We start from the raw sequence: 18,299 nt of genomic DNA on the forward strand, positions 1-18,299 counted from the left end.
CCGTGAATGACTGCTTCACTTTGTTAACGAGGTTTACATGATACCTCTAGCAACGCCGACGCGACGCCCTTCTTCCATTTCCCACTGCACTCCATACTTGTCAACCCAGTAGAAGAACGAAATTGGGAAACCGTCTAGCTTCTCAGGGTGATAATCATCAGACGGGTCAATCATCGCCACGCCTTCTTGCTGCTTAAGGTAACTAAACACCGCAGTGCAGTTGGAGACTTCAAGAGCTATATGTCGCGGGCCACCTAAGTCATAGGTTCTTGGTTGAGGCGGGATTTCTGATTGACCTATCGGCTTGTGATAACGCATCAGCTCCAAATAGATCGAAGCATAAGGGTGTTTGAGGAAAAGCACATCCACCTCGACATCTTGGTCTGATAGTCCAGCATCCTGATTGAACTCCGCCATCGAAACATTGCGATAGTCCATCTTCTGGCCTTGGTCATCGATCGCACGGTCGAAACCCAGTACTCTGTGATAGTACTCAGCGGCACTGTCAACATCTTCCACAATGATGTTAACGTGAGATAAACCGAGTATAAAACTACTGATATCCTGTTGCGTAAGACGTTTAAATAGCTCAGGCTCAGCACTAGGTGACAACTCCACCGCGTAGTTAACCAATTTGCCCGTGGTTAGCTGTTCATTGCAGACTAGGTATTCCTTGGTTTCACCTCTATCGGTGTCACTTGGAGCGACTTGAACCTGAGTATGCCATTGCTTTAAAGCAAACCACTCAGGGTTAATCACATAAGCCGCAGCGACCATATCAAAAGGAATAAAGCCTTGGCTTGAACCAAATAGCGCCGCCCATTCAAGTGCCCAAATACGCGACTCTTTTTCTAAGTACTCAGCCAGTGAACTGCCGTTGCGCATCTCTCTCAACTCATGGAAATCAATCCAAATGTCGTCACAGACTTCAAACGGAATAAGTGTGAGTTGTACGTCACTGTTTAACAGTACGTTAAACGCCGCTTCATCGACTTCGAAGTTAAGATCTCTGAAAGGTCGCAACTGCCTCTTACTCGCTACGAAATGTTGGTCTGTATTTCGACGCCCAGCAACACAGACAACTTCTTCAATGTTTGCGACCAACTCGGGAAAATGTTTAATAAGTAAGGCAATGTTGGTCAACGCGCCGATAGCAAGAATGGTCAATGGGCCTTGCTTTAACTCTTGAGCGAGATTGTTGACGGCTTCTGGTAACTCTTTGTCTTGCGCTTCAGAATAGAAAACGGGACTTCCTTTCGATACCCTCAAACTGGTTGGCCCAAATTTGGCGGTAAACTGAGTCGCAATCTCCGTCGTCACGTCAATATCATCAGTATTACCAAGCGTTGAGCTCAAACCAACAATATCGACTTCTTGACTGCGGAATAAAACACCTAACGCGTACCCGTCATCAACGTCACAAGGGATTAACCCATTGTAGTGGTCGACGGTAATATCTGTATCTATCCATGTACGTTTTTGAGGCTGCATTAAGAAGTCTTTAGAATCAAGACCTTGCATAGACTCTCCTTTGCTTTCTGTTTATTAGTGGGATTATTTTTTAAGTAGGATAAAGAGGAAGGCTTATTCAATGATCAAAGCCTGGCTATACATCACCACATTTCGGCCAGCTTCTTTACCCAAGTAGAGTTGCTCATCCGCTTTGACGATAGCGCGTTGGATACATTGGTCTGATTGTTCCACGGTGACATCATGCAATCCTGAAGAAATCGGAACTGCCCCAATAGACACAGTGACAACGTCATGCGGAGAGTTCTTGCAATGCTCAATATTAAGGTTTTGTACAGCGACTCTGAGCTCGTTTACTCTTTCTTTCAGCTTCTCTTCCACTTTGCTTGAAAGAATGAATACAAACTCCTCTCCACCTAAACGACAACCTAACTCTTGTGGCTCAAGTAGGCTGTGCATCGCATTTGCCACATCAGTGAGGGCGTTATCGCCTTCCGTGTGACCGTAAGAGTCGTTAAACAGCTTAAAGTTGTCGATATCACACATAATGAAATAGACAGACTCACCCTGATGCAAAGCTTGCTGTACTGTTTTTGCAGCATGTTTCTGATATTTAAAACGAGATCCAATACCGGTGAGTGGATCGGTTTCTGTTTGATTATGTAAAATCCGCAGTTGGTTTTTGATCTTGGTGATCAAACTCGAATAAGAGCGTGCTAAATCACCAATTTCATCCGCTCTTTTTATCTCTGGAATTTTTGATTGATCAATCTTTTCAATATCTTGCTTCATTGACAGCGCTAAAGCTTTAACCGGGCTGACCAACCAAAAAGTCACCAAATAAATCAGTAGGAATGAGATAACTAGCGCAACCAATGCCTCGTACAATACTCGAACTAACAATTCCCTTTGGATCTGCTTGAGCGAGGTGGCATCAACAACTGCTCTAAAGTAACCGCCATTGTTATTGCGTAACTTAACCTGAACATAGAGTAGTCCCGCTTCCTCATCGAGGTAATAACCCGATTCGTATATATTCTCAGGTATGGTCGGAATTGGCAGTGAGCGTAGCTTAAGATTCTCATTGATAACCGAAAGATCGACCTTTAGCTTATTAATCAGGCGATTAAGCTTCTTAGTATGTATAGCATTGGTGGTTGGTGTTGCGGCTAATTTGCTCTCAAGCTTAACTAATTTGTTTGCCAGTATTTGAGCCTCTTCTCCGGTAACATCCAGCCGCCACCCTTTGCTTTTCGCTATCGAGTATCGCACCTTAACGGTTTGCTTTAGGTAGTCACTGGTACCTGAAACTTCAGCAAACTTTAGGTTCGGTATCGCTTTGAGGTTATCTAACGTCGACTGCATAAGCAGGTTGGCATAGTTTCTTCCGGCTACAGAGCCAGAAAAGAAGGTGTTATATGCCGTAAGATGACTGGCAGACATATCCGCTAGATACTCAACTTTTGTTGACCAGTCATTTTGATAGCGGCTGTAAGACATACCAAAAATGATGGACAAAACAAGAACCAGATGCGAAACAAACAGCATCTGGTTTATTGTCATCCAGCCAAATAAACGGTCACTCAACGGCGTTACTCTTTGCTATCCGTATAGGTCGCGAGCACAGGCTCCGTACAGGTACCGTTGATACAGATATCTTTGTAAGTGGTGTGGCAGCTAGCGCAAAAGCTAGGATCTAGGGAAGGATGCATCGAACTAATGTCCTCGCCTTTACGATTGTAGCTTCCATAAATTGCCAACCCTTCTATATGTTCCGTCACCCATATAATCCCGTCTACTTCTGAGACCGCGACAACCGTTGGACCATCGGTATAAGGCCCATGAGTCTTATATTGCTCTAATTTGCTTGGGTTAACTCGAATCGTCAGAGGGGAGCCTCTTCCTTCATTGATCCACGCGTACGCACGAACTGACTCTTGAATAAACAGAGAGGTATCTGGCGGTAAAACGGTATCAGCAGGGAGGTTCATTGACTCTTTCACCACTGGCCAATCTTCCCACCCTTCTGGGTAACTTGCATCTGAATCCGCGTAGGCAAATCCAATAGATGCGATTGAAGATACTGCACACAACAAAGCCACTTTTAGGCGTTTGGAAACTTCCATATCATTCCTTTGAATTTATACTTATTATTTTCTGTTTCTGCACTTTAAGAAACACTGCTCAAGCCGTGAGCAATCAAGGCCTATACGCATGTTATGAAACTAAAGTTTATACATCAGTTGAATATAGTAATGATATAGATATTAAGTGCAAATTGAATTCTGCGTATTTAGAACTTAAATGAAACAATAACAGCACAACTTAGAGCAATGGTTCGTTTTAGCTCGTTTGCATGTAATCACCAACTATTGACCAATCCCCCAAAAAGCAGCTGTTTTTGAGTTGTAAAGTCGCATTACGCCAATCAAATGGTATATTGAATACAAAATAGTAATAGAGAAACACTGGAGACTTGGATGTCGCAAAAACCTGTTTTTAAGACTCGAACCCAATTAGTGGAAGAAGCAATCCGCAGCAAAATTTTAAAAGGCGAGTTAAAAACTGGGCAGCCATTACGTCAAGATGCGTTGGCAAAAGAGTTTAATGTCAGTCGAATTCCCGTACGTGAAGCCTTAATGCAGCTTGAGGCGCAAGGTCTAGTGAGCTTCGAAGCCCACAAAGGTGCGACGGTAACCGAGCTTTCACCAGATAAAATTGATGAACTGTTTGAACTGCGCGCAGTGGTTGAATGCCACATCTTAGAGCGTGCTATTCAAAACATGACAGATGAAGACCTAGCGCGTGCCAATGAGATTCGCGAACGCTTCGATGATGTTGTAAGCCGCGGGGACGAAGTCGAAGAGTGGAGCAATTACAACTATGAGCTTCACAAGGCGCTTTACGCTCCGGCTAACATGCCAGAAACCATGGATGTAATTTACAACCTTAACACCAAGTGTGACCGCTACATTCGCATGCAGCTCCTTTTCACCGAAGGAACGGCAAAGGCAGATAAAGAGCATCAGGCGCTACTCGAAATGTGCCAAAACCGCGATATTGACGGCGCTAAGTACATGCTGAAAAAGCATATCCTTGAGGCTGGTGCTGCCATACGCGACTTACTGCTTGAGCGTAACAACCATCAATAGAGTGAGTAAAAGCCATGCATCTAGGCCCAGAGTTCTTACTGGCGGCGATTCGCCAGAAAATTAAAGACGAAGGTTTGTGTTACAGCGAATTGTCCGAGAAGACGGGGATACCGCTATCGACAATAAAACGCCAATTACACAATCCATCGCTGGGCTTAGATAAAATCTTGCTCTACACCACGCATCTTAATACTGATTTACAAGGCATATCAGATATCGCGATTCAAATTCAACGCGATAACGAACAGTTTTTATCCGACGAACAAAACGCCTTGTTTGTTGAACACCCTTACCTGCTCGACTTCATCTACCTAGTGACTTCTTGCAATAAAACCCCAGAGGAAATCGCTGAGGAGTACCAGTTGTCTGATACCAGCGTGCGTTTTTACCTTAGTATTGCAGAAGTATTGGGCTACATAGAAAATCTCGGAGATAAGATTTTTTATCGTTCTGGACGCCGCTTTATCATGGAAGAAGGCACCGCGCTTGATACCTTGTTCAAAAGACGCTTTGAACAAGTGTCTATGGCTGATGAAACCCTCTCACAAGTCTGCCACGCTCGCGTGCGATTAACCGCAGAGCAACGGCTGCAACTAGAAAAAGAAGTCGATCAGAAAATCGGTGAGATGCATGCCGCCAACAGCGCTAATGGAACGGGCGAGTTGACGAATGTCTTGCTGCGAAACATTCCTGGACAACAGATTTTCTTCTCTGACGGCATTCCTGAAATTGATGGAAAGCTGCTTAAAGAAGTCTCTTCCCGCTTCCGTCGCCAGTAACCCTCTCTTCCTGAGCTCTTACTGTGATCAAAGCGAAGTAATTGTCACATCAATAGCTTGTTTTTTACCCAGTCTCAGATTCTAAGACTGCCGGTCTCTCTTTTTGCCACCTTGTTACAAACATGTTAATTAATGTTGTTTGATTATTTTATACAATATACATTTCTCTTATCCCTTTGGTGAAACATCAAGCTTACTCTTGTGCCGTTTTTCGAGTAGGCGTCGCCCACAAAGTGACGCCAAAGGGCCATTCCGATAAGGACATAACGAGGAAGCTATGAAAGCCAAAAAACTGATCGCACTAAGTACCATCGCTGCTGCGCTACTGACTAGCAACGCGATAGCTAAACCCTTTCCTGCTGGGACACAGCTCGCAGATAAACAAGAGATTGTGTTAAACAACGGAGCAGAAGTCACCTCTATTGACCCTGCAAAACAAGCGGCAGAGCCTGCATTTAATCTAGGACGAGACCTGTTTGAAGGTCTTACAATCCAAGATAAACAAGGCAAAACCATTCCAGGTATCGCAGAGAGTTGGCAGGCTAATGATAACAACACTGTCTATACCTTTAAGCTGCGTGAGTCTCAATGGTCAAATGGCGAGCCTTTGACTGCGCACGATTTCGTTTATAGCTGGAAACGCTTAATCAATCCCGAGACCGCTTCTCCGTACGCATGGTTTGCTGCGATTCCGGGCATAAAAAACTCAAACAAGATTATGAAGGGTGAAGCATCGGCAGATACCTTAGGTGTGCGTGCTGTTGACGATTATACCTTTGAGGTAACGTTAGAAAAGCCCGTTCCTTTTTTCATCAAACTGCTTAGCCACCCTGTACTCGCCCCTGTTCATCAGGCAACGGTAGAAAAGCATGGCAACGCTTGGACACAGCCCGAAAACATCGTGACCAACGGCGCGTTCACCGTTTCAAGTTGGAAAGTCAATGAGAAGATGGTAATGGCGAAAAACGCCCACTACTGGGACGCAGATAATGTCGTACTAGAGAAAATTACTTGGTTACCGATTGGTGATGCTAACGTCGCACTAAACCGCTACCTTGCAGGAGAAATTGATCAAGCACTCTCGATTCCAGCGGCGCAGAAAAACAAACTCCTTAAGAAATACCCAGAACAAGTCGCTGATACCAGTGCCTCATTAGGATCGACTTTCTACTACTTGAACACACAAAAAGGGCCAACCAAAGATTTACGCGTTCGTCAGGCTTTATCATTTGCGATTGACCGTAACATCATTACCAAAGCGATTGCTAAGAATGGCGGCATCCCTATGTTCACTTTGGTGCCACCGCAAACCGATGGTTTTAAAACTCATACGCCAACCTTCGCAACTTGGGATCAAGCTAAGCGAGATTCTCAAGCTAAAGCACTGCTTGCAGATGCGGGGTACAGTAAGAGCAATCCACTTAAGCTGACCTTCACTGTCCCTACCTTCTCGAAAGATGTGAAAATGGCGACCGCAATGGCTGGTATGTGGAAGAGCAAACTGGGTGCACAAATCGAAATCAAACAGCTAGAACCTAAAGTCTTTTACGCACTTAAAGATCCGGGCAACATCAGCCGTGGTGGTTGGACTGCCGACTACAATGAAGCATCCACTTGGTTAGATATCTTTGTCTCAACTGGCGAGTACAACGACTCAAAATACAACAACCCAGAGTATGATCGCCTGATGGCTGAGTCTAAGAGCCTAAGTGACCCTTCCGCTGAATATATTGCCGCAGAGAAGCTTCTGATCGAGGACATGGCGATCATTCCAATGTATCGCAATGGCAATGACCAATACCTGATCAAAGAGTATGTCGGTGGATTCGAGCGCACCAATCCCGAGTCGTCATACTACCGCAAAAATGTTTACGTAAAGGCCCACTAATTGGGACGGTTTGCCCGCACCTTACGACGTCCTCGTAGGTAGCGGGCTTTTTTGAACGAAAGGATGCGTCATGTTGCTGTATATTCTCCGTCGCTTGCTTATCGCAGTGCCCACATTACTGTTTATCGCCTTGGTTTCTTTTTGGCTAATGCATATTGCCCCAGGTGGCCCATTTGATATGGAAAGGCCGATGCCAGAAGTGGTACGCGCTAATATTGAAGCCAAATTTCACCTTAATGAACCTTTTATTGTTCAGTTTTTTATCTACATTGGGAACTTCATACAGGGCGACCTTGGCCCTAGCTTCGTTTATCAAGACTTTAGTGTCACCGAACTTGTCGCGCAATCATGGCCTGTTTCAGCTGTGTTGGGCGTAATTTCTTTTTGTATTTCCGTCCCTCTAGGCATGGTTCTAGGTACCATAGCCGCGCTCAATCGCAATGGAAAACTCGACTACTTACTTATGTCGCTTTCAATGACAGGAGTTGTGATTCCAGCGTTCGTCTTGGCGCCTGTGCTTGTGACTATTTTCTCTATCCATTTAGGCTGGCTACCCGCAGGCGGATGGGAAGGCGGACAAGCTTCGTTTTTGATTTTACCTGTACTTAGCTTGGCGATTGGCTCTGTAGCAAGTATCGCTAGGGTCATGCGCGGCGCAATGATTGAGACGCTCAACCAACCTTATATACGCACAGCAAAAGCAAAGGGGCTGTCCACCAGCTACATCCTGTTTCATCACGCTCTTCGCCCTTCACTCATACCGATTGTCGCGATGCTCGGCCCGAGCTTTGTTGCCGTTGTCACTGGCTCGGTGATTATCGATATCTTCTTTAGTACCGGAGGTATGGGGCAACACTTCGTCTCTGGAGCACTCAACCGAGATTACGGCTTAGTCATGGGCATAACCCTGATTGTCGCCTCTCTTACCATCTTGTTTAACTTGGTGGTCGATATTCTCTACACCGTCATCGACCCGCGTATTCGTGTTTAGGAGGTAACCAATGTTAACCAAACGTATTGACGCCCAAGAGCTAGCAGATCAAGTAAGCTCTCAAGTTGAAGCGGTGGAAGGGCGTAGCTTATGGCAAGACGCCTGGACTCGCTTTCGTAAAAACCGTGCCGCAATGACATCCATTTATGTGCTGATGTTTATCGTATTGTGTATCACGTTCGGCCCTCAGCTTGCTGCCTTCGGTCACGATGAAATTGATTGGAACGTGGTTGCTGACCCTTATGAATTAGGCAAACCTTCGCTCAGTTCGGGGCATTACTTTGGTACCGATGACTTAGGCCAAGATATCTTCGCCCGCACCATGCAGGGAGGCAGGCTTTCGATCATGGTTGGCTTTATGGGCGCACTGGTCGCGGTGGTGATTGGAACTGCTTGGGGAGCCTTATCTGGTTATCTTGGTGGCATCGTTGATAGCACTATGATGCGCATTATAGAAGTGCTCGACTCCGTCCCATTTATGTTTCTGGTCATTCTGTTCGTTACCCTATTTGGCAATAATATCTACCTGATCTTTGTTGTGATCGGCATGGTCTCTTGGCTCGGCATTGCTAGGGTCGTACGCGGTGTCACATTCAGTATCAAGAAAAGGGAGTTTATCGAAGCAGCCCATTCTATCGGCGTGTCTCGATTGACCATAGTGCGCCGTCACGTGTTACCCAATGTGCTGGGCATTGTGATGGTTTACTCCTCTCTCATGGTGCCCGGATTCATTATGTTTGAATCCTTCCTAAGCTTTTTGGGGCTGGGCGTTCAACCACCCGATACCAGTTGGGGCATCTTAATCGCTGAGGGCGCGAAAACAATTGATGTTGCCCTTTGGCAATTGGTGTTCCCTTCAATTTTCCTTGTTGCCACCTTGTTCTGTTTTAACTTTATCGGTGATGGTCTGCGTGACGCACTCGATCCAAAAGATCGTTAAGGAGTAGTGATGAGTATTCTCTCGATTAACCAGATGAATGTGCGCTTCCAAACCCCTGATGGCTTAGTGCAAGCGGTCAGTGATTTGTCCTATAGCATAAACAAAGGCGAAACCTTGGGCATTGTCGGCGAGTCTGGCTCGGGCAAAAGCCAATCGGTTTTTGCGCTGATGGGCTTAACTGCTGACAACGGTTTGGTCAGCGGAGAGGCCAATTTCCACGGTGAAAACCTACTTTCGATGTCAAAGAGCCAACTCAATCATATTCGTGCAGAAAAGATTGGCATGATCTTCCAAGATCCGATGACCTCACTTAACCCGTTTATGAAAATTGGTAAGCAACTTGCCGAAGTTTTGATGATTCACAAAGGCATGTCACGTAAAGAAGCCGATAAAGAAGCCATTGCGATGCTTGATGCGGTAAGGATTCCATCAGCGGCCACAAGGATGGCGCAGTATCCGCATGAAATGTCCGGCGGCATGCGCCAGCGAGTGATGATTGCAATAGCACTACTGTGTAAACCTGAACTACTGATCGCAGATGAACCGACCACCGCCCTGGATGTTACGGTACAAGCGCAAATTTTGACTCTATTGCGTGAGCTGCAAGCCGAGTTCAACACTGCCATTCTGCTTATTACCCATGATATGGGCGTGGTCGCGGAAATGTGTGATCGAGTCTTAGTCATGTATGGCGGGCGCAAAATGGAAGAAGCAGATACGGAGTCAATTTTTTCGACTCCTTCTCACCCGTACACACAAGGTCTTCTCAAAGCGATACCTTCAATCAGTGAAGATATGGATCGCCTGCCTACCATTCCCGGCAATCCCCCTAGTGCACTGATTCACAACAAAGGCTGCCCTTTTAAAGAACGTTGTAACGAGTACCGGGCGGAGTGCAGTGCGCAAATGCCGCCATTTAGAGCGCTCTCTACGAGCCAAGGGTTAGCTTGCCATGTCAAAGCCCCCGCTTCCATCACATCCATTGCACGTTCAGCTTAGGAGGTAACATGAACCAACCAGAAGTTTTACTTTCAGCGCGTGATTTAAAAGTTCACTTCGCAATCAATAAGCACATATTGCCAAGTAAACGCAAAGTGGTGAAAGCCGTCGATGGTATCGACTTAGAAGTATTCCGCGGAGAAACTTTAGGCATTGTCGGTGAATCTGGGTGTGGAAAATCAACCCTAGCACGAGCACTGCTTCGCCTGATAGAACCGACAGGTGGCGAGCTCTCATGGAAGGGGCAAGATATGCGTGGGTTTGGTAAACAAGAGCTAGCGAAAAAACGTCGTGAGTTTCAAATGGTGTTTCAAGATCCTTCTGCCTGTTTGAATCCTCGTTTGACGATATCCGAATGTATCGCTGAACCCTTGCTGACTCATGAGCCCCATTTAAGCCGCCAAGAGGTAGAAAGTCGCGTTATCGCGATGATGGACAAAGTGGGTTTACTTGCGAGCCAGCGAAATCGCTATCCGCACGAGTTCTCGGGCGGTCAATGTCAACGCGTGGGCATCGCACGTGCTCTGATCCTCAAACCCGACTTAGTGGTGTGCGATGAACCTGTCAGCGCCCTTGATGTATCGATACAAGCGCAGGTGATTAATCTTCTTGATGACTTAAAGCAAGAGATGGGCTTAACACTGGTCATGATCGCCCACGACCTAAGTGTAGTAAGACACATAAGCGATCGTGTCATGGTGATGTATTTGGGTAAACCGATGGAAGTTGGGCGTTACGATAAGGTTTTCGATGACGCCCAGCACCCATACACTAAAGCCTTACTATCTGCTGTTCCTATCGCTCACCCAACACTCGCTCGCAATCGCGATATTCAACTACTGCCTGGCGATCTTCCATCCCCACTCAATCCACCAAGCGGATGCGTGTTTCGTACCCGTTGCCCAAGTGCCACTGATTTATGTGGCCAACAAAAACCGACTCGAAGTGGTTTGCCAGACCACCACATTTTCTGTACTCATACTTTGCTAGGAAGCCAACCATTATGACTTTAACCACTGTTCCACAACGACTTAACGCTTTACGCGACGGCATGCAAGAACATAATTTTGATGCTTATATCGTTACCAATAATGACCCGCATGCCAGTGAATACTCCGCCGATTATTGGTTGGCAAGACAATGGATTTCCGGCTTTACAGGCTCTGCTGGCAACGTGGTGGTGACCAGAGATGGCGGCGGGCTTTGGACAGATGGACGCTACTACATTCAAGGAGCCGAGCAAATCGAAGGCTCTGGTTTATCGCTGTTTAAAGCACGCCTAGCCGAGACGCCAACAATTGCGCAATGGTTAGCTCAAACCTTGCCAAAAAACGCGACGGTAGGTGTCGATGGTCGCAGTATCAGTAAGCAGTTTTTTGATGAGCTTACTAGCGCATTCGCAGACAAATCGATTCGAGTGGTACTAGAGGACGATCTTATTTCCCCCATTTGGCATGATCGCCCATCGCGACCGACAGCGCCTGTTTTTAACCATCCAATAGAAGTTGCAGGGCTAACATGTGGCGAAAAAGTCGCTCAGATTCGTCAATACCTTAATGATGAGAAGGCCGATGCGCTATTGATTTCAACGCTAGACGACGTGATGTGGACGCTTAACATTCGTGGAGGCGATACCACCTATTGCCCGATATCTGAGGGCTACTTACTTGTCGATAAGCAAAGTTGTCGTTTGTTTATTGATAATCGAAAGCTCGCTCAGCAAGTTGTCGCCGCACTTGAAGAATCTCAGGTTCATATCCATGATTACGAGCACCTTAGCACAGCGTTAAACCTTATCGAAAAAGGCGCTAGGGTCATTTATACCGCTAAAAACTGTGACAGCCTGTTAGCAAGCCAGATCAAATCTGAGCTCTGTCTAATTGACCGCCCATGCCCTGTCACGCTAATGAAAGCCCAAAAGAATTCAACCGAACTTGCAAGTATGGAAGAGACCTTGCGCCAAGATGGCGTAGCGGTCGTGAAATTCATGCAATGGCTAGATGAACAAGTACCCAGTGGCAAAGTCACCGAGTTAAATGCCGAACAACAGTTAATGGGCTACCGCAAGCAGATTGACGGCTATTTAGGCGAAAGTTTTAGAACCATCGCGGGGTTTGCTGAGCATGGCGCTAAGATGCACTACGCGGCAGACGAAACGAGCTGCTACCAAGTCGATGAGAGCCATTTCTTCCTTGTCGATTCGGGTGGGCAATATCCAGGTGGTACCACAGACATCACTCGCACTTTCCACTTTGGCAACCCTTCAGCACAAGAAAGAAAGGACTACACCTTAGTGCTAAAGGCTGTCATACGCCTAACACAAACTCGCTTTATGAAAGGCTCGACTGGAGCCAATCTCGATATCATGGCGCGCGGCGTGTTGTGGCAACATGGCATCGACTATCAATGTGGTACTGGTCATGGTGTCGGCGTATATTTGAATGTTCATGAAGGGCCGCAAAATTTTTCGCAAAATCCTGCCGAAGTCGCCCTTAGACCGGGTATGGTGATAACTAATGAGCCCGGTGTTTACCGCGAAGGTGTGCATGGAGTGCGGATTGAAAACATCATGAAAGTGGTCGAGTTAGAAGAGAACGAATTTGGCACTTTCTATGGCTTTGAGACCATAACCCTCGCACCAATCGCGACCAAGATGATAGATAAATCGATGTTGGATAGCAGTGAAATTGAATGGCTCAATCACTACCATCAGCAGTGTTGGAGTAAGCTCTCACCAGACCTTGATGAGCAAGGAAGAATTTGGTTAGAAAAAGCCACGCAGGCGATCTAACCTCATAAAGTCACTCTGCCAGATACGCCATGATGTATCTGGCAGATTCAATAGGTTTTGTTGAAGCGTTATTTCCGTGAACGACCGCCGCGCGAAGAACGCGCTTTATGCGCCGAGGCCGCCTTTGCTTGTGAATTCAATATTGATTCAACGGTCAGTTCCATCGGCTCTTTTGGTTTAAGGCCATGTGGGAAAGTACGCGCGCGCGGAGGTAAATCATACTCTTCACTAGACGCTCTAGGCATACGCTTAAAACGGTACAGATAAAAGTTTTCTACTTTCTCTCGCGCCCAGTCGGTTTTCTTTAAGTATTTTACGCTGCTGGCGATCGAAGGATTGGTATGGAAACAGTTGAAGCGCATTGCGGTATCAAGAATATCCCAACCATAAAAGTCTACTAACTCTTGTAGCAAAGTCTCTAGTTTCAGGCCGTGTAGAGGGTTATTTTGTTGTAGTTCAATTCTTTCTTCATCGGTCATCATATTGAGATCCTAGGTGTCTTACTAATTGCAGCGAGTTAAATAGCCAATGTTGCGCATACCCTGCTAAGTAGATGTCAAACTAGCAGAACAAAGACAGCAACACTTGGTGGCGCGGATTCTAACAGAGTTAATCTAGCTTCCCTATCCTTATTATCAACTAGGTAAGCTTTCTTCTTCTCGTAAAGTCAGCACTTCATATCCACTACTAGTCACCAACACAGTATGCTCTGATTGAGCAGACAGTTTTTTGTCGCGGGTTATCACCGTCCAGCCATCTTTCTTGGTCTTGGTTTTCTCGGTGCCTTGATTAACCATAGGCTCAATGGTAAACACCATGCCTTCTTTTAGCAGCAAACCGGTATCACGAATACCATAATGAAGCACTTGCGGCTCTTCATGCATTTCTCGACCAATGCCGTGACCACAGTACTCTCTTACTATGCTGTAGCCGTAAGTCTCTGCATAGCTTTGGATGGCATGGCCAATATCACCAAGACGCGCTCCTGGTTTGACTTGCTTGATCCCCTGCCACATTGCTTCATAAGTGACTTTCACTAACTTTCTCGCCAGTGGGTTTGCATCAGGCATCACATACATTTTGCTTGAGTCAGTGATAAAGCCACCTTTCTCTAGCGTAATATCCAGATTGATAATGTCGGTACTTTTTAGGATTTGGCTCGCTTTAGGCACACCATGACAAACCACTTCATTCAACGAAGTATTGAGCACGTACTGGTAATCATACTGCCCTTTGCTGGCAGGTCTCGCCTGTAGCTCATTGAGAATAAAATCTTCAACTCGGTTATTAATGTCCATAGTTGAAATACCCGGCTTCACGTAGTCATCCAGCATTTGAAATACCTTAGCCAACAACTTGCCGGAGGTGCGCATCAATTCAATCTCGCTTTCTGACTTAATCGCTACATTACTGTTCATTAGCAACGCCTTCTGTCGTCGAAACATTGGTCGCTGACACTTCTGCCGATTTCATTAAATCTGCCACCAAGTCATTGAAAGAGAGCTGAGGATGCAGCTCAGCAAGCATACCAATCTTGATCCAGAATTCTGCCTGCGAGTTGATCGAACGCGCCATCACAGAGCTCGCTTTTCTGAGCTCTTCATGCAACTCGTCTGAAATCTTAACAATACCCATCAAATACACTCTATATATAAAACGTATATTTATTGTATATGTGGCGCTTAAAGGATCAAGTAATTTTCGGATCCTCTTTATCTCGCCTTGTCTCACAACAACTTCTTGTAAGGCTAACGCTTTGCTTAATCAAGCTTTCTGCATTTCAGCATTCATTCGTCATCTCTGGAGATCACTGCTTTAATTATAAAATTCAGTTACTGACAATTTTATTTAGATCACAAAAGCACCACCTTGGTATTGTATTGGTATTACACTTTAAAATACCATCAATGTGTACCCTACAGTACCTAAGGACATAAAATGAAATCTACTAACATCAAACTATCATTCATGATGTTCATTGAATGGTTTATATGGGGCGCTTGGTTCGTCCCCTTATGGCAAATTCTAAATACCAATGGATTTACTCCTACTGAAATTGCCTGGTCTTATGCGTGTACTGCGATTGCCGCTATTTTGTCGCCAATCCTTGTTGGCTCAATTACTGACCGCTTTTTCCCCGCGCAGAAAGTGCTTTCTGTGATGCTTTTAGCAGGTGCAGGACTGATGTACCTAGCAGCACAACAAACTGAGTTCTCAACCTTTTTCCCGCTGCTACTCGGTTACTCACTCACTTACATGCCGACCATCGCACTGACCAACAGTATCGCTTTCTCAAACGTTGATGACGTTGAACGCGACTTCCCACGCATCCGTGTAATGGGTACGATTGGGTGGATTGCTTCTGGTATCGCTATCGGCTTCTTACCATCGTGGTTAGGCTATGGTGATATCTCGTCAAGCAACATCCCACTGATCATCACGGCTCTAAGCTCAGCATTACTTGGCGTATTTGCTTTAACACTACCTAACACACCACCAAAAAGTACTGGCAAGCTGAATCTAAAAGTTATGCTTGGTCTTGATGCCATGGTGCTTCTAAAAGATCGTAACTTCCTTGCTTTCTTTGTTTGCTCTTTCATGTTTAGCATGCCTTTGGCTTTCTACTACATCTTCGCGAATGGTTTCTTAACTGAAGTTGGTATGAGCAACGCCACGGGTTGGATGACGCTAGGCCAGTTCTCTGAAATCTTCTTCATGCTCGCATTGCCTTTCTTCACCAAGCGATTTGGTATTAAAAAGGTACTACTCCTTGGTCTCTTTACTGCGGCAATTCGCTACGGATTCTTTGTCTATGGCAGCGCCGAAGCTTGGTATCTATACTCACTGCTATTTTTGGGCATTCTACTGCATGGGGTTAGTTACGACTTCTACTTCGTTACGGCGTACATTTATGTCGATAAGAAAGCGCCAGCGCATATGCGAACAGCCGCTCAAGGCCTTATCACCCTTGGATGTCAAGGTATCGGCAGCTTGCTAGGCTACCGCCTCGGGGGAGTATTGATGGAAAAAATGTTCGCTTATGACACGCCACAAGACGGTTTGACCTTTAACTGGGCAGGCATGTGGGGATTCGGTGGCCTGATGATCGCCGTCATCCTAGTCATTTTCATGTATTTTTTCCGTGAACCAAACGGTGAGATCAAACCGATAAAGATTGACTCGCAAAGCGACGAATCCAATACCCAACAAAAAGCACAAGCTTAATTAATTTCCTGCTCAGACATAGCCCCACAACGGTTTCTGAGCAGGCTCTTCAACCTCAATTTTTGGTAAGTAAAATGACGATTACAAAACAAGATAAAATTCTCGGTGCTTTTTATGGTCAGGCATTAGGTGACTCGATGGGAATGCCGTCTGAGTTGTGGCCACGTAGTCGAGTAAAAGCCCATTTTGGTTGGATTGATCGTTTTCTTGATGGCCCACAAGAGAATAATGCCGCCTGCTACTTTGAAGCATGCCAGTTCACCGACGATACCAATATGGCGCTAGCACTAGCCGATGCGATTATCGAATGTGATGGTGAAATTGTTCCTGAAGTGATTGCTCGCAACGTGCTAACGTGGGCGGAAGGGTTCGATGCATTCAACAAGAACATTTTCGGCCCTAGTTCAAAAGCTGCGATGCGCGCGATTAAAGATGGTGTTGCGATCAGCGAACTTGAAAACAATGGCGTAACCAATGGTGCAGCAATGCGCGTCTCTCCTATGGGGTGCCTGATGCCTACAGCAAGCCTTGACGACTTTATCAGTGAGGTAGCATTGGCATCTAGCCCAACTCATAAGTCAGATGTCGCTATCTCAGGTGCCGTCGCGATTGCATGGGCGATTTCTAAAGCCATTGAAGGTACGAGTTGGTCTTCCATTAAAGATCAGCTGCCAGCCATTGCTATTGCTACTCAAACTAAAAACATCACCACTTTCAGTGCTTCAATGGGAGCGCGTATCGAACTAGCGTTAAATATTGCTAGCGAGCATTCAGGTATAGAGGAACGCATGGAGAAAATCTATAACCTAGTGGGCGCGGGAGTAAGCACCATAGAGTCCGTGCCTGCGGCGATTGCTATGGTCGAGTTAGCACAAACTGACCCTAACCGTTGCGCGATTTTATGTGCTAACTTGGGTGGTGACACTGACACTATCGGTGCGATGGCAACCGCTATCTGTGGCGCTTTGCATGGCATTCAGGCTATTGACCCTATGCTTAGAAAACAGCTCGATGACAAAAATCAACTCGACTTTGAAGAGTACGCTCGTAAGTTCAGAGTATTAAGAGAAAGTAAGGAGCAAGTCTATGCCTCATAATGCTCTAATCAACCTGATACCCAACTTGAGTAATCGGCGTCAACTATGCCTAATTGGTGCAGCCGTCGTCGATATCGTAACTGAAACTCCCGCACTTCCGCAGCGTGGTGGTGATGTTGAAATGCAGGAAAAAGGCATGCATGTCGGAGGATGCGCACTGAACATCGCTATTGCTGTTAATCGACTTGGGATTAACTCAACCAATGCCTTACCTATTGGACAAGGGCGATGGGCAGATTTGATCCGCAACGCCATGCTAGAAAAAGGGATAAGTTCTGATCTCCAAGATAACAGCGGCGATAACGGTTGGTGTTTAGCACTCGTAGAGCCTGATGGCGAGCGAACCTTTCTCTCTGTCAGCGGTGTTGAGAATAACTGGAATCAGCAGGTGCTTGATACGCTTAATCTAGACGCAGACGCCATCATCTACCTTTCTGGTTATCAACTGGCTTCACAATCCGGCGAAACGATAATTGATTGGCTCGAAGCCTTGCCAAGCAGTACCCAACTCTTTATCGACTTCGGCCCACGAATCAACGATATAGAGCCTAAGATCATGGAACGCCTTCTAGCGCTGAAGCCGATCGTTTCGTTGAACCGGCAAGAGGCACAACACTTGGGAATGGATGTTAGCCATGAGTTTGTCGAACAGTGGTACTCTCGTTACCAATGCCCTTTAATCCTTCGAACGGACAGTGATGGGGCTCTGTTTAGCAATCGTGACGCTTATGGCACTGTCGCTCCTTTCGCTGCACAAGTGGTTGATACGATAGGTGCTGGCGATACCCATGCTGGCGGTGTACTCGCGGGTCTTAGCTCTGGCTGGGATTTTGCTGATGCAGTCTTATTGGGCAATGCCGTTGCATCTTACGTCGTCAGCCATGCCGGCGGCGATTGCGCCCCTGACGCTAAACAGCTTTCAAGCTATCTATCTCAATACGCTTAAATCTCAGAAATCGATTAGTAA

17 protein-coding genes are annotated in these 18,299 nt (G+C 46.1%); 11 read left to right on the forward strand and 6 right to left on the reverse strand.

What is annotated here, in order from left to right; all coding sequences use genetic code 11:
- Window positions 1-33: 33 nt before the first annotated feature.
- The 3 genes from AC6R00_RS06105 to AC6R00_RS06115 all read right to left on the reverse strand — a co-directional run bounded on the left by AC6R00_RS06105 (window position 34) and on the right by AC6R00_RS06115 (window position 3,596).
- Window positions 34-1,521 carry a nucleoside hydrolase gene (locus AC6R00_RS06105; protein WP_500639689.1) on the reverse strand — a complete coding sequence of 496 codons (1,488 nt, stop codon included), beginning with the start codon at window positions 1,519-1,521 and terminating at the stop codon, window positions 34-36.
- Window positions 1,522-1,584: 63 nt separating this feature from the next.
- Window positions 1,585-3,057, reverse strand: a complete 1,473-nt coding sequence (locus AC6R00_RS06110; RefSeq protein ID WP_500639690.1) for a diguanylate cyclase domain-containing protein — start codon at window positions 3,055-3,057, stop codon at window positions 1,585-1,587.
- A 5-nt stretch (window positions 3,058-3,062) separates the two neighbouring features.
- A complete protein-coding gene (locus AC6R00_RS06115; RefSeq protein WP_272787997.1) occupies window positions 3,063-3,596 on the reverse strand; it encodes a hypothetical protein in 534 nt (177 codons plus the stop codon).
- A 354-nt stretch (window positions 3,597-3,950) separates the two neighbouring features.
- Between AC6R00_RS06115 and AC6R00_RS06120 the strand changes: the two genes are divergently transcribed.
- The 8 genes from AC6R00_RS06120 to AC6R00_RS06155 all read left to right on the forward strand — a co-directional run bounded on the left by AC6R00_RS06120 (window position 3,951) and on the right by AC6R00_RS06155 (window position 13,010).
- Complete coding sequence (locus AC6R00_RS06120) at window positions 3,951-4,622, forward strand: GntR family transcriptional regulator (protein WP_500639691.1); 672 nt, start codon at window positions 3,951-3,953, stop codon at window positions 4,620-4,622.
- Between the two features lie 14 nt (window positions 4,623-4,636).
- On the forward strand, window positions 4,637-5,401 hold the full coding sequence (locus tag AC6R00_RS06125) for a transcriptional regulator (protein WP_500639692.1): 765 nt from the start codon (window positions 4,637-4,639) through the stop codon (window positions 5,399-5,401).
- A 277-nt stretch (window positions 5,402-5,678) separates the two neighbouring features.
- Window positions 5,679-7,289: a peptide ABC transporter substrate-binding protein gene (locus tag AC6R00_RS06130; RefSeq protein ID WP_500639693.1), complete on the forward strand. Its 1,611-nt coding sequence runs from the start codon at window positions 5,679-5,681 to the stop codon at window positions 7,287-7,289.
- 70 nt (window positions 7,290-7,359) lie between these two features.
- On the forward strand, window positions 7,360-8,280 hold the full coding sequence (gene oppB, locus AC6R00_RS06135) for an oligopeptide ABC transporter permease OppB (protein WP_171320612.1): 921 nt from the start codon (window positions 7,360-7,362) through the stop codon (window positions 8,278-8,280).
- 10 nt (window positions 8,281-8,290) lie between these two features.
- Window positions 8,291-9,220: an ABC transporter permease subunit gene (locus tag AC6R00_RS06140; protein ID WP_239824078.1), complete on the forward strand. Its 930-nt coding sequence runs from the start codon at window positions 8,291-8,293 to the stop codon at window positions 9,218-9,220.
- 9 nt (window positions 9,221-9,229) lie between these two features.
- A complete protein-coding gene (locus AC6R00_RS06145) occupies window positions 9,230-10,219 on the forward strand; it encodes an ABC transporter ATP-binding protein (protein WP_500639694.1) in 990 nt (329 codons plus the stop codon).
- An 8-nt stretch (window positions 10,220-10,227) separates the two neighbouring features.
- The gene (locus AC6R00_RS06150) at window positions 10,228-11,226 is read left to right on the forward strand and encodes an ABC transporter ATP-binding protein (RefSeq protein WP_054961051.1); all 999 of its coding nucleotides are present in this window, start codon (window positions 10,228-10,230) and stop codon (window positions 11,224-11,226) included.
- Window positions 11,223-13,010: an aminopeptidase P family protein gene (locus AC6R00_RS06155; RefSeq protein WP_500639695.1), complete on the forward strand. Its 1,788-nt coding sequence runs from the start codon at window positions 11,223-11,225 to the stop codon at window positions 13,008-13,010. Before AC6R00_RS06150 ends, AC6R00_RS06155 begins: the two co-directional genes overlap by 4 nt.
- Before the next feature lie 68 nt (window positions 13,011-13,078).
- Here the strand turns inward: AC6R00_RS06155 and AC6R00_RS06160 are convergent, their stop codons facing one another.
- From AC6R00_RS06160 to AC6R00_RS06170, 3 genes are all read right to left on the reverse strand, one after another.
- The gene (locus AC6R00_RS06160) at window positions 13,079-13,492 is read right to left on the reverse strand and encodes a VF530 family protein (RefSeq protein ID WP_004743668.1); all 414 of its coding nucleotides are present in this window, start codon (window positions 13,490-13,492) and stop codon (window positions 13,079-13,081) included.
- Window positions 13,493-13,645: 153 nt separating this feature from the next.
- Window positions 13,646-14,428, reverse strand: a complete 783-nt coding sequence (gene map / locus AC6R00_RS06165; protein WP_500639696.1) for a type I methionyl aminopeptidase — start codon at window positions 14,426-14,428, stop codon at window positions 13,646-13,648.
- Window positions 14,418-14,645 (reverse strand): ParD-like family protein, encoded by a 228-nt coding sequence (locus AC6R00_RS06170; RefSeq protein WP_239851462.1) that lies wholly within the window; start codon window positions 14,643-14,645, stop codon window positions 14,418-14,420. The genes map and AC6R00_RS06170 overlap by 11 nt, the downstream gene beginning before the upstream one ends.
- Before the next feature lie 303 nt (window positions 14,646-14,948).
- Here AC6R00_RS06170 and AC6R00_RS06175 point away from each other — a divergent pair, with 303 nt between their 5' ends.
- From AC6R00_RS06175 to AC6R00_RS06185, 3 genes are all read left to right on the forward strand, one after another.
- Window positions 14,949-16,235, forward strand: a complete 1,287-nt coding sequence (locus tag AC6R00_RS06175) for a nucleoside permease (RefSeq protein ID WP_004743665.1) — start codon at window positions 14,949-14,951, stop codon at window positions 16,233-16,235.
- Between the two features lie 74 nt (window positions 16,236-16,309).
- Window positions 16,310-17,332: an ADP-ribosylglycohydrolase family protein gene (locus tag AC6R00_RS06180; protein ID WP_500639697.1), complete on the forward strand. Its 1,023-nt coding sequence runs from the start codon at window positions 16,310-16,312 to the stop codon at window positions 17,330-17,332.
- Entirely contained in the window at window positions 17,322-18,278 is a 957-nt protein-coding gene (locus AC6R00_RS06185; RefSeq protein WP_500639698.1) for a PfkB family carbohydrate kinase, read from the forward strand. Before AC6R00_RS06180 ends, AC6R00_RS06185 begins: the two co-directional genes overlap by 11 nt.
- The last annotated feature ends 21 nt before the right edge of the window (window positions 18,279-18,299 follow it).

This window comes from Vibrio sp. R10-SF1-ISO8 (assembly GCF_059833805.1).

Excerpts from the sequence above, each read along its gene's own strand:
- AC6R00_RS06180 (WP_500639697.1), top strand. The coding sequence starts at position 16,310 with ATGACGATTACAAAACAAGATAAAATTCTCGGTGCTTTTTATGGTCAG.
- AC6R00_RS06105 (WP_500639689.1), bottom strand. The coding sequence starts at position 1,521 with ATGCAAGGTCTTGATTCTAAAGACTTCTTAATGCAGCCTCAAAAACGT.
- AC6R00_RS06140 (WP_239824078.1), top strand. The coding sequence starts at position 8,291 with ATGTTAACCAAACGTATTGACGCCCAAGAGCTAGCAGATCAAGTAAGC.
- AC6R00_RS06170 (WP_239851462.1), bottom strand. The coding sequence starts at position 14,645 with ATGGGTATTGTTAAGATTTCAGACGAGTTGCATGAAGAGCTCAGAAAA.
- oppB (WP_171320612.1), top strand. The coding sequence starts at position 7,360 with ATGTTGCTGTATATTCTCCGTCGCTTGCTTATCGCAGTGCCCACATTA.
- AC6R00_RS06120 (WP_500639691.1), top strand. The coding sequence starts at position 3,951 with ATGTCGCAAAAACCTGTTTTTAAGACTCGAACCCAATTAGTGGAAGAA.
- AC6R00_RS06130 (WP_500639693.1), top strand. The coding sequence starts at position 5,679 with ATGAAAGCCAAAAAACTGATCGCACTAAGTACCATCGCTGCTGCGCTA.
- AC6R00_RS06185 (WP_500639698.1), top strand. The coding sequence starts at position 17,322 with ATGCCTCATAATGCTCTAATCAACCTGATACCCAACTTGAGTAATCGG.
- AC6R00_RS06160 (WP_004743668.1), bottom strand. The coding sequence starts at position 13,492 with ATGATGACCGATGAAGAAAGAATTGAACTACAACAAAATAACCCTCTA.
- AC6R00_RS06145 (WP_500639694.1), top strand. The coding sequence starts at position 9,230 with ATGAGTATTCTCTCGATTAACCAGATGAATGTGCGCTTCCAAACCCCT.
- AC6R00_RS06115 (WP_272787997.1), bottom strand. The coding sequence starts at position 3,596 with ATGGAAGTTTCCAAACGCCTAAAAGTGGCTTTGTTGTGTGCAGTATCT.
- map (WP_500639696.1), bottom strand. The coding sequence starts at position 14,428 with ATGAACAGTAATGTAGCGATTAAGTCAGAAAGCGAGATTGAATTGATG.
- AC6R00_RS06125 (WP_500639692.1), top strand. The coding sequence starts at position 4,637 with ATGCATCTAGGCCCAGAGTTCTTACTGGCGGCGATTCGCCAGAAAATT.
- AC6R00_RS06155 (WP_500639695.1), top strand. The coding sequence starts at position 11,223 with ATGACTTTAACCACTGTTCCACAACGACTTAACGCTTTACGCGACGGC.
- AC6R00_RS06150 (WP_054961051.1), top strand. The coding sequence starts at position 10,228 with ATGAACCAACCAGAAGTTTTACTTTCAGCGCGTGATTTAAAAGTTCAC.
- AC6R00_RS06175 (WP_004743665.1), top strand. The coding sequence starts at position 14,949 with ATGAAATCTACTAACATCAAACTATCATTCATGATGTTCATTGAATGG.